Below are 10,636 nucleotides of genomic sequence, written 5' to 3'. Positions count from 1 at the left end.
GGGGCAGAGCCCCCGCACCGGTGCCGCGCTACTTCTCCGTCACGCCCGCCGAGTCGAACGTCGCCACCTCGTGCATCGCACGCGCGGCGCTCTGCACGATCGGCAGCGCCAGCAGGGCGCCCGTGCCCTCGCCGAGGCGGAGGTCCAGGTCGACCAGCGGGCGCAGGCCCAGCTTGTTGAGCGCGGCCACGTGGCCCGGCTCAGCGCTGCGGTGGCCGGCGATGCACGCGGCCAGGGCCTCCGGGGCGATCGCCCGGGCCACCAGGGCCGCCGCGCCCGCGCTCACGCCGTCCAGGATCACCGGCGTACGGAGCGACGCGCCGCCCAGCAGGAACCCGGCCATCGCCGCGTGTTCCAGGCCGCCCACGGCCGCCAGGACGCCGATCGGGTCCGCCGGGTCCGGCTGGTGGAGCTCCAGGGCGCGCCGCACCACGTCGATCTTGCGGGCGTGCATCTCGTCGTTGATGCCGGTCCCCCGGCCCGTCACCTCGGCCGGGTCCATCCCGGTGTACACGCAGATCAGCGCGGCCGACGCCGTCGTGTTCGCGATGCCCATCTCGCCGGTCAGCAGGCCCTTGTTGCCCGCCGCCACCAGGTCGCGGGCGGTCTCGATGCCGACCTCGATCGCCGCGTGGACCTCCTCGCGGGTGAGCGCCGGTCCGGTGGTGAAGTCCGCCGTGCCCGCCCGTACCTTCCGGGGCAGCAGGCCCGGCATCGCGGGCAGTTCGGCGACCGCGCCCACGTCGACCACGCACACCTCGGCGCCCACCTGCGAGGCGAACGCGTTGCACACCGCACCGCCGCCGAGCATGTTGGCGATCATCTGGCCGGTGACCTCCTGGGGCCACGCCGTGACGCCCTGGGCGTGCACCCCGTGGTCGCCCGCGAACACCGCGACGGCCGCCGGCTCCGGGATCGGCGGCGGGCACATCCGGGACAGCCCGGCCAGCTGCGCCGAGATGATCTCCAGCATGCCGAGTGCGCCGGCCGGCTTCGTCATCCGCTTCTGGCGTTCCCACGCCTCGCCCAGCGCCTTGGCGTCCAGCGGGCGGATGTCGGAGATCGTCTCCTGGAGCAGATCGTGCGGAGCCTCGCCGGGCAGGGCGCGGCGGCCGTACGTCTCCTCGTGGACGACCCAGGACAGCGGGCGCCGCTTCGACCAGCCCGCCTGCATCAGCTCCGGGTCCTCGGGGAACTCGTCCACGTATCCCACGCAGAGGTACGCCACGATCTCCAGGTGCTCCGGCAGCCCGAGCGCGCGCACCATCTCGCGCTCGTCGAAGAAGCTCACCCAGCCCACGCCCAGGCCCTCGGCCCGGGCCGCCAGCCACAGGTTCTCCACGGCGAGCGCCGAGGAGTACGGGGCCATCTGCGGCTGGGTGTGCCGGCCGAGCGTGTGGCGGCCCCCGCGCGTCGGGTCGGCGGTCACCACGATGTTCACCGGGGTGTCGAGGATCGCCTCGATCTTGAGTTCCTTGAACTGCTTCGCCCGCGCCTTCGGCAGCGACTGCGCGTACGCCTCCCGCTGCTGCTGCGCCAGCTCGTGCATCGAGCGGCGGGTCTCGGCGGACCGGATGACCACGAAGTCCCAGGGCTGCGAGTGGCCCACGCTGGGCGCCGTGTGCGCGGCCTCCAGGACGCGCAGCAGCACCTCGTGCGGGATGGGGTCGCTGCGGAAGCCGTTGCGGATGTCCCGGCGCTCCCGCATCACCCGCAGGACCGCCTCCCGCTCGGCGTCGTCGTAGCCGGGCGCGGGGGGAGCCGTGGGGGCCTGCTCGGAGGCCTCGGCCGGTACGGGCTCCGCCTCGTCGCCCAGGTCCGGGGTCTCGATGACCTCGGGACCGGACTCGGACTCGGGGGCGGGCGCCGCGGGCTGTATCGACTGTCCGGCGACCGGGGCGTCGACCGGTTCCGCCGGGAGCGCGTCCGCCTCCGCCCCGGCTGCGGGGGCCGGCTCCGCCGGAGCGACGGCCTGCGGTTCGGCGGCGGGTGCGGGCTCCGGCTCGGGGGCGGGTGCGGGCTCGGCCACGGCCACGGGCTGCGGCTCGGGGGCGGGTGCGGCTTCATCCACGGCCACGGGCTGCGGGTCGGCGGCGAGTGCGGGCTCCGCCACCGCCACGGGCTCCGGCTCGGGAGCGGGTGCGGGCTCCGCCACGGCCACGGGCTGCACGTCGGCGGCGGGCGCGGGCTCCGGCTCGGGGGCCGGTGCGGCCTCCCCTGCCGGCACGGGCTGTGCCTCGGCGGCCGTCGCGGGCTCGGCGGCCGGTGCGGCTTCCGCCACCGGCACGGACTGCGGGTCGGCGGCCGGTGCGGGCTCGGCCACGGCCTCGGGCTGCGGCTCGACGGCCTGCACGGGCTCGGGCTCGGGAGCGGGCTGGGGCTCGGCGGCGGGGACGGGTTCCGCCACGGCCTCCGGCTCGGCGGCCGGCGCGGGCTGCGGTTCCTCGGCCGGGACGGGCTCCGCCACGACCGCCGGCTCCGCGGCCGGCTCGGCATCGGCGACCGGGGCCGGTGCGGGCTCCGCGACCACTGCCGGCTCGGGCTCCGCCACGGCGACGGGCTCCGGCGTCGCGGCCTGTTCCGGCTCCACCACGGCCACCGGCTCCGGGACCGGCTGCTGCTCGGCGACCGGTGCCGGGACCTCCGGCGCCACCGCGGTCGGTGCCTCGGCCGCGGGGGCCGCGGGCTCCGCGACGGGCTCGGGCGCGGCCTGCTCCGGGGCGGCCGGGGTCTCCGGCGGCACCGGCGCCGCCCACTGCTGGGCGTTCTGCGGCGGGATCTCGCCGAGCTGCGGGCCCGGAAGGGGCTGGTCCGCCGGCTGCGGGTCGAAGTACTCGGGTTCGGCGGTCGCCGGGCCCGCGTGGCGGGCCGGGGGCGCTCCGGCCGGGCCCCGGTCGGCGAGGGAGCGGACCACGCCGGCCCCCGACGTACCGCCGTAGGACGGCTCGGGCGAGGCCGGGCCGCGGTGCAGCGGGCGGCGGACGGGGGCCTGGGGCTGCGCGGCGGGGGCGGGGATGCGGACGGCGCCGAGGTCGACGGAGCCGGAATCGCGGCCTCCGGACTCGTGCGTACCGGGGCCGGTCCCGGGCAGCGGCGCGGCGGCGGCCTGGTGCATCGCGTAGGCGGGGGCCTGCTCCTGGAGCTGGACGGGGCCCTGGGCGTGCGCCGGGTCGGCCGGCTGGTAGTGCGGCTGGTACGCGCCCTGCGCGGCGGGGTCCGCGTAGTGATCCGTCGTCTGGGCGACCGGCTGGGGTTCGCCCCAGGCGCCCTGGGCGCTCGGCATCAGGAGGAGGTCGTCGTCCTCGGGGGCTTGCGCGGAGGGTTCAAGGTAGGTGTAGGAGTCGGGCGCGGGGACGCCCGGCTGCTCCACCGTGCCCGTGTTCTCCGGCAGTCCCTCGCCCGGGATCCGGCCGGTGTCACTCATGCGTTCCCCTCGCCCATCGTCAGTGCTCCTTCGGCCCTTCGCCCGGGACGCCCGGACACGGCACGCGGCGCTCGTCCGGTGGAACGAGCGGGCGCGCCGCGCGGCACGAGTCGGTCGCGGACATCCTGCATTCTCGCGGTCGTTCGCCGCCGAGGCAGCTCATTTCGCCACGGCCCGCTGTGGACTGCGCCACGTTGCGCGTCCCAGGGTGCCGCCGTACCACAACGGGGACCAAAACAGTCCCCTTTTCCGGACATTGACGAACGAAGCAACGAACGTCCGGGAGCGGTGCGACGATCGGCCAGCCTACCTCGCACCGCTTGCCGACGGGTCAGGGGGCAAGGTCCGAACGAAGTGCGGAAAGCAGAAAGACGACCGTGCGTTCGCGCTCCGACCAGGCGGTCGTGTCGAGTTCGACGGACTGGAGGAGTGAGCAGGAGACCGTGTAGCCGTTGCCGGCCAGTGCGGCGCCCAGTGCCTCGGCCTCGTCGCGGGTCGAGGCATGCGTGACGATCCGTTCCGGCCGGCGGTCCGCGACGGCGGTGGCGACGGGGACGCCGCCGCCTCCGATGCGTACGACATCGGGCTCGGGCAGCCGTTCCAGTACGTGCGGGGCGCGGCCCTCGACGACCTGGAGCTGTACGCCGGAGGCGCGGGCGGCGGCCGTGGTGCGGGCGCAGGCGTCGGGGTCGCTGTCCACGGCGAGGACCGCGGCGCCGAAGCGGGCCGCCTCGACGGCCAGCGCGCCACCCCCGGAGCCGATGTCCCAGACGAGGTCGCCGGTGCGGGGGCCGAGGTGGGCGAGCTGGGCGGCGCGCAGGACGGGGCCCTCGCCCTCGCCGCTCTCCCCCGTCGGGCGGGCGCCCGGGCCGGGGTGGGCGCCGGCGGGCAGCGCCCATCCCCGTACGCCCTGCGGGTAGGCGGGGTGGCGGCCGGCGATCCAGGCGCCGTCGGCCTGCCGCTCGGGGCCGCCGCCGATGACGATGACGACGTTGGGGTCGCGCCAGACGTGGTCGGCGGCGGTGTCCGAGGTGACGACGGTGACCTGTTCGCGGTCGGTGCCCAGCTCCTCGCAGATGACGAACGTGCGGTGGACGCCTTCGAGGAGCAGGGCGAGTTCGGCGGGTCCGGCGCCGGGCGAGGTGAGGACGGCGACCTTGTGGTGGGCGCGGCAGACGTTCACGGCGCGGCGCAGGGTGCGGGGGTGGGCGACGACCGTCTGGGCGTCCTCCCAGGGCATGCCGGCGCGGGCGAAGGCGGTGGCGACGGAGGAGACGGCCGGGACGACCTCGACCTCCAGGCCGTGCTCCGGGGCGCGCAGGGTGCGGACGACACCGAAGAAGCCGGGGTCGCCGTCGGCGAGGACGACGGCGCTGCCGCGGTGGACGGCGATGCGGCGGGCGGCGAGGTCGACGGAGCCGAGGCGGATGCGTTCGGCGCTCCGGGGGACTTCCGGCAGCGCGAGGTGGTGGGCGGCCCCGGCGACCAGGGTCGCGGCCGACAGCGCTGCGGTGGCCGCTCTGGTCAGCGGCGAGCCGTCCCAGCCGATCACTGTGACCCGGTCGGCCATCTTGGTGTCATTCTCCTGGAGTCGTCGCAGGCGGGGCGGGCTGCCCGGAAGCAGGCAGGGTGAGATTACCCGGTCCCCTCCGCCGGGGCTCCGGGGCCCCGGAGCCGGTCAGTTCCAGTCGTTGTAGGTGCCGTACCCGCCGGCGTCGGCGAGCTGTTCGGCGACGCCTTCCAGGTCCTCGGGGAGCAGGCCCCAGACGATGAGGTCGGTGCGGATGTCGGTCCATCCGCCGTCCGTGCCGTTCTCGGTCCGGGTGCGCGCTATGCGGGCGTTGCGCAGGACGCCCTCGCTGATGCAGCCGAGCTTCTGGGCGACCTGCTGGGAGGCGGTGTTGTCGGCGGCGGTGCGCAGTTCGATGCGCTCGAAGCCCTGGTCGCGGAAGAGCCACTGGGCGACGGCGAGCACGGACTCGGTGGCGTAGCCCTCGCCGCGGGCCCAGGGGGCGGTGATGTAGGCGGCCTCGGTGGACAGGGCGCGCCAGTCGGTGTTGCGGAGCCGTACGGAGCCGACGAGGCGCTGGGTCAGGAACTCGGTGACGGCCAGGGCGATCCCGTCGCCCTTGGTGCGGTGTGCCGGAGCGATTCTGCGCACCCAGCGTTCGGCGTCGACCTGGGTGTAGGGGTGGGGCGCGTCGGTCCAGGCGGTGACCAGCTCGTCGTTCATCATCTCGATGTACGCGGGGATGTCCGCCATGTCGAATGGGCGCAGCACCAGCCGGTCCGTGCTGATGGAGATGTCCGGGAAGGTGGAAGTCATGCGCAGCTCCATGCCGAAGACCGTGTAAATGCACAGCATGCAGCATCGCGGGGGGCGCGTGCATGGCCGGGTGGGTACGGCGGAGCCCCGCACCCCCCGGGCGGGGTGTGCGGGGCTCCGGCGGCAAGTGGTGCGTACGGGTCAGGACTTGGCGTCGCCGAAGGCCGGGACGACGGAGCCCTGGTAGGTGTCCTCGATGAACTTCTCGACCTCGTCGGAGTGGAGGAGCTTCACGAGCTTCTGGACGCGGGGGTCCTTCTCGTCGCCCTTCTTGACGGCGACGATGTTGGCGTACGGGTTGCCGTCGGCCTTCTCCAGGACGAGGGCGTCCTTGGCGGGCTTGAGGTCGGCCTCGATGGCGTAGTTGCCGTTGATGACGGCGGCGTCCACGTCGTTCAGGGCGCGCGGGACCGTGGCGGCCTCCAGCTCCTTGAACTTCAGGCCCTTCTTGTCGGTGATGTCGCTCAGCTTGGCACTGGTGCCGACGCCGTCCTTGAGGGTGATGAGGCCGTTCTCGGCGAGCAGCTGGAGCGCGCGGCCCTCGTTGGTGGTGTCGTTGGGGACGGCGATGGTCTGGCCGGCCTTGATGGAGTCGAGGCCCTTGACCTTCTTGGAGTAGAGGCCGAGGGGTTCGAGGTGGACGGTGCCGACGGAGACGAGGTGGGTGTCGTTCTTCTTGTTGAAGTCGTCCAGGTAGGGCTGGTGCTGGAAGAAGTTGGCGTCGACCTGGCCGGTCTCGGTGGCGGTGTTCGGCAGGACGTAGTCCGTGAACTCCTTGATCTCCAGCTTGAGGCCGGCCTTGTCGGCGAGGTTCTTCTTGACGAAGCCGAGGATGTCGGCGTGCGGCGTCGGGGACGCGGCGACGACGAGGGCCTTGGAGGTGTCGGTGCCGCCGCTCTTGGACGACGGGTCGGAGTCCGTGCCGCAGGCGGTGAGGCCGAGGGCGAGCGCGGTGGTGGCCGCGGCGGCGGCGGTGATCTTGATGCTGGTACGCACGAAAAGTGCCTCTTTCAGGTGGTGATGGTGGTGCGCCCGGACAAGGAGTGCGGGCTTGATGAGGAAGGGAAGTCTCAGGAGGTGCGGCCGCGGCGGGCCAGCAGGCGGACGGCGAGGTCGCCGATCAGCTGGACGAGGGTCACGATGACGATCAGCAGCGCGACCGTGATCAGCATGAACCGGTTGTCGAAGCGCTGGAATCCGTAGGTGACGGCCTTGGAGCCGAGCCCTTCGCCGCCGACCGCGCCGGCCATCGCCGAGTAGCCGATGAGCACGATGACGGTGGTGGTGATGCCGGAGACCAGGGAGGGCAGAGCCTGCGGGAGGAGGACCTTGCGGACGATCGTCGGGATGGAGCCGCCCATGGACTGGACGGCCTCCACGAGCCCGTGGTCGACCTCGCGGACCGCCGTCTCCACCAGCCGGGCGAAGAACGGGATGGCGCCGACGGCGAGCGGCACGATCATCGCGGTGGGACCGATGAAGGTGCCGACGACCCAGGTGGTGAACGGGATCAGGGCGATCAGCAGGATGATGAACGGCAGCGAGCGGCCGATGTTCACGATCACGCCGACGATCTTGTTCACCGGGGTGTTCTGGAGCAGTCCGCCCTTGTCGGTGAGGACGAGCAGGACGCCGAGGGGCAGTCCGGCCAGGACGGTGACGAGGGTGGACCACAGCACCATGTAGAGGGTGTCGACGGTGCCCTGCGTCAGCAGCGGCTGCATTTCGGACCAGGTCACTTCGCCACCTCCTTGGTGAGCGGTGCGGGTACGGGCACGGGTGCGGCTTCCACGAGCTCGGCCTGGAGGCCCTGTTCGCGCAGGAAGCCGATCGGGACGACGTTCTCCTCGAACCGGCCGGGCAGTTCGATGCGCATGCGGCCGATCTGCCGGCCGCCGACGGTGTCCATGGCGGCGCCCAGGATCGAGATGTCGATGTTGTACGTACGGGAGAGCTGCGAGATCACCGGGCGGGCGGCGGCCTCGCCGTGGAAGGTGACGTCCACGACGGTGCGGTCGGGCGCGGAGGCCGTGCCGCCGACCGGGAACAGCTCGTGGGCCAGCTCGGAGCCGGGGGTGGCGAGGAGTTCGCCGACGGTGCCGGACTCGACCACCCGGCCGCCCCGCATCAGCGCGGCGGAGTCGCAGATGGTCTTGACGACGTCCATCTCGTGCGTGATGAGCAGGACGGTGAGCCCGAGCTGCTGGTTGAGGTCGCGCAGGAGCTGGAGGATGGAGCGGGTGGTCTCGGGGTCCAGGGCGGAGGTCGCCTCGTCGGACAGGAGCACCTTGGGGTCGCCGGCGAGGGCGCGGGCGATGCCGACGCGCTGCTTCTGGCCGCCGGAGAGCTGGCCGGGGTAGGACCTGGCCTTGTCGGCGAGGCCGACCAGGTCGAGGAGTTCCAGGGCCTTGCGGGAGCGCTCGCGGCCGGTGACGCCGAGGATCTCCAGGGGGAGTTCGACGTTGCGCTGCACGGTGCGGGAGGCCAGCAGGTTGAAGTGCTGGAAGACCATGCCGATGCGGCTGCGCGCCTCGCGCAGTTCCTTGCCGGCCCGGCGGCCCCGGCCCGCGAGGGCGGTGAGGTCCTGGCCGGCCACGGTCACGGTGCCGGAGGTGGGGCGTTCCAGGAGGTTGACGCAGCGGATGAGGGAGGACTTGCCGGCGCCGCTGCGGCCGATGACGCCGTACACCTCTCCCTCGCGTACATGGAGGTCGACGCCGTCCAGGGCGGTGACCTCGCGGTCGCGCGAACGGTAGACCTTCGTGAGGCCCGTCGTGGTGATCACAGGGGTTTCCGTCACTGTCGAGTGCGCGGCGCGGTGTCCGCCGGGCACGGGGCATGCGTCCGGGGTGATCCGGACGTTTTCGATCGGACGTTCCGAGCGGCTCCCCGGGGCGTCCGGGCGCGGCGGTCACCGCGGGCCGGGGCCCGTGCGGGCTCGTTCCGCCGGGTGCGGACGGCCGGGGGGAAGGGGGCTCGCTTCGGGGCGCGAGGCTCGGTCGTGGGCCCTCAGAAGGCGCGCATTCGACACATACAACGAGCACCGGGCGTCGTGATCGCCTCGGTCGCAAGGGTGCGGCTGCTCGTCGTGGTCATGGGCACAAGTAAAACAGACGTGAGCTTCCGGCCGGACCGATTGTCCGAATAGCGGACAGTGGTGGATGGGCTGGCCCGGCAGACACGTATCGGCCGACGTATTCCAGCCATACGGCTCTGACCTGCATCGATGTGCCCCTGACCTAGCCGGTGCCCCCGCTCCGCCGACGCCCGGAAGCCGCGCGCCCTGTGGTCAAGGCCACGATCCAGGGCCGCCGTCGCCCTCCCCCCGCGAACCGGGGGCGCACGCGGAGGGCCCGGCGCGCCGTAATACCCTCGGCTCATGCTCGACGCCCTGACGGTCGCGGTAGCCGTGGCCGCCCTCGCCCTCGCCGCCTGGTGCGGATACGCCGCCTACCGGGACCAGCCCACCAAGGACTGGCACTTCATCGGCATGGCCGTCGTCTCGCTGCTGGCACTGGCGCAGCTGGTGACGGGGATCGTGCAGCTGGCCCGCGGCGAGCGGCCCGAGCAGGGCATGACCATCTTCATCGCGTACCTCGCCGGGGCCTTCCTCGCGGTGCCGGCGGCGGGCTTCCTGTCACTGAGCGAGCGGACCCGCTGGGGCTCGGTGACGGTGGCGGCGGGCGCGGTCGTCCTGGCCGTCCTCGAAGTACGGCTCTACGACATCTGGGGAAGCTGACCGTGACCGACACCGACACCACGCAGGCGGCGGCCGGCGAGAAGCGGCCCTTCGACCTCGGTTCCGGTCCCGGCCGGGTCCTCGTCTGGTTCTACGGCGTGTTCACCGTGGCGGCGGCCTCCCGTTCGATCGTCCAGATGATCCTGGACTTCGGCCGCGCGCCCCTGGCGTACGTGCTGTCGGCGGTCGCCGCGGTCGTCTACGGCTTCATCACGTACTCGCTGGTGCGCGGCGGCGAGCGGGCCCGCCGGACAGCGCTGGTGTGCTGCGCGGCCGAGCTGGCCGGCGTGCTGATCGTGGGGACGTGGACGCTGGTGGAGCCGTCCGCGTTCGCCGACGCGACCGTGTGGTCGTACTGCGGCCGGGACTACCTGTTCATCCCGGTGATCCTGCCGGTGACCGGGATGATGTGGCTGCGCCGCGCCCGGACCGCGTGAGGGCCCGCGCGCGGCGCTCGCCGTGCACCGCGGAGGCGGCTAGGCGCTGGCCACGTACGCGGTGGGTGCCTGGGCCTCCTTCTCCAGCAGGATCATCATGACCCCGTCACTGCCGGTCGCGTTGCCCACGGCGGCGTACCCCGCGCGCTGGTAGAGCCTCAGGTTGCCCTCGCTGCGGTGGCCGGTGTGCAGCCGGAAGCGGGTGGCGGCGCGCTCGTCGGCGAGGCCCGCCTCCGCCGAACGGAGCAGCCGGGCGCCGAGGCCGTGGCCCCTCAGCCGGGGGTGCACGCAGAGCTTGCCGATCCGGCCCGCGCCCTCCTCGTCGATCGAGCCCCGCACCGAGCCGACGACCTCGTCGCCGAGCCGCGCCACGTAGACCAGGTTCTCCGCGATCTCGGTGCGCACGGAGTCGAGGGTCTGGACGAGCGGGTCGATGCGGTAATTGCCGTACAGCTCCGCCTCGCTCTGGAAACAGAGGTACTGCAGCTTCAGAATCTCTTCGGCGTCCCGCACGTCCGCCGCCGAGATGATCACGCTCATGCCCATGTGCGCATGCCTCCCGCTCACCTGATCCGCCGGTTGTCTCCCGCACCTTTCCCACGGTCCAGGGGCGACAACCTCCGCCGCGAGCATTCTGCGCAGACATCCAAGGCATCGGGAACGGATGGGGCCCAAACTCCCCTGTGACATAGCCAACTCCCCTGCGATGT

The 10,636-nt window shown here is 73.2% G+C and carries 9 protein-coding genes; 2 read left to right on the top strand and 7 right to left on the bottom strand.

Features of this window, described 5'->3' with window-relative positions; genetic code table 11:
* Positions 1-28: 28 nt before the first annotated feature.
* The 6 genes from cobT to ACFUJY_RS09880 form a co-directional block, all read right to left on the bottom strand.
* Entirely contained in the window at positions 29-3,424 is a 3,396-nt protein-coding gene (gene cobT, locus ACFUJY_RS09905) for a nicotinate-nucleotide--dimethylbenzimidazole phosphoribosyltransferase (protein WP_383297096.1), read from the bottom strand.
* Positions 3,425-3,755: 331 nt separating this feature from the next.
* Entirely contained in the window at positions 3,756-4,994 is a 1,239-nt protein-coding gene (gene cbiE, locus ACFUJY_RS09900; protein ID WP_383297093.1) for a precorrin-6y C5,15-methyltransferase (decarboxylating) subunit CbiE, read from the bottom strand.
* 108 nt (positions 4,995-5,102) lie between these two features.
* Positions 5,103-5,789 (bottom strand): GNAT family N-acetyltransferase, encoded by a 687-nt coding sequence (locus ACFUJY_RS09895; protein WP_383297090.1) that lies wholly within the window; start codon positions 5,787-5,789, stop codon positions 5,103-5,105.
* Positions 5,790-5,891: 102 nt separating this feature from the next.
* Positions 5,892-6,746, bottom strand: coding sequence for a MetQ/NlpA family ABC transporter substrate-binding protein (locus ACFUJY_RS09890; protein WP_383297087.1), 855 nt, complete (start codon positions 6,744-6,746; stop codon positions 5,892-5,894).
* A gap of 74 nt (positions 6,747-6,820) precedes the next feature.
* On the bottom strand, positions 6,821-7,489 hold the full coding sequence (locus ACFUJY_RS09885; protein ID WP_383297084.1) for a methionine ABC transporter permease: 669 nt from the start codon (positions 7,487-7,489) through the stop codon (positions 6,821-6,823).
* Positions 7,486-8,535: a methionine ABC transporter ATP-binding protein gene (locus tag ACFUJY_RS09880; RefSeq protein WP_383297078.1), complete on the bottom strand. Its 1,050-nt coding sequence runs from the start codon at positions 8,533-8,535 to the stop codon at positions 7,486-7,488. Before ACFUJY_RS09880 ends, ACFUJY_RS09885 begins: the two co-directional genes overlap by 4 nt.
* A 594-nt stretch (positions 8,536-9,129) precedes the next feature.
* Between ACFUJY_RS09880 and ACFUJY_RS09875 the strand changes: the two genes are divergently transcribed.
* Both ACFUJY_RS09875 and ACFUJY_RS09870 read left to right on the top strand, forming a co-directional pair.
* Positions 9,130-9,489 (top strand): hypothetical protein, encoded by a 360-nt coding sequence (locus ACFUJY_RS09875; protein WP_018103833.1) that lies wholly within the window; start codon positions 9,130-9,132, stop codon positions 9,487-9,489.
* Positions 9,490-9,491: 2 nt separating this feature from the next.
* Positions 9,492-9,926, top strand: a complete 435-nt coding sequence (locus ACFUJY_RS09870) for a hypothetical protein (protein WP_143626076.1) — start codon at positions 9,492-9,494, stop codon at positions 9,924-9,926.
* A 39-nt stretch (positions 9,927-9,965) separates the two neighbouring features.
* Here the strand turns inward: ACFUJY_RS09870 and ACFUJY_RS09865 are convergent, their stop codons facing one another.
* On the bottom strand, positions 9,966-10,472 hold the full coding sequence (locus tag ACFUJY_RS09865; protein ID WP_383297074.1) for a GNAT family N-acetyltransferase: 507 nt from the start codon (positions 10,470-10,472) through the stop codon (positions 9,966-9,968).
* Between the last annotated feature and the right edge of the window lie 164 nt (positions 10,473-10,636).

The sequence above is a fragment of the Streptomyces sp. NPDC057249 genome (assembly GCF_042669245.1).
Classification (GTDB): Bacteria; Actinomycetota; Actinomycetes; order Streptomycetales; family Streptomycetaceae; genus Streptomyces.
The sequence above is the reverse complement of the archived record's forward strand: the minus strand, read 5'-3'. Positions and strand labels throughout refer to the sequence as shown.

Coding starts and splice junctions, on each gene's coding strand:
- cbiE (WP_383297093.1), bottom strand. CDS start 4,994: ATGGCCGACCGGGTCACAGTGATCGGCTGGGACGGCTCGCCGCTGACC.
- ACFUJY_RS09875 (WP_018103833.1), top strand. CDS start 9,130: ATGCTCGACGCCCTGACGGTCGCGGTAGCCGTGGCCGCCCTCGCCCTC.
- ACFUJY_RS09895 (WP_383297090.1), bottom strand. CDS start 5,789: ATGCTGTGCATTTACACGGTCTTCGGCATGGAGCTGCGCATGACTTCC.
- cobT (WP_383297096.1), bottom strand. CDS start 3,424: ATGAGTGACACCGGCCGGATCCCGGGCGAGGGACTGCCGGAGAACACG.
- ACFUJY_RS09865 (WP_383297074.1), bottom strand. CDS start 10,472: ATGGGCATGAGCGTGATCATCTCGGCGGCGGACGTGCGGGACGCCGAA.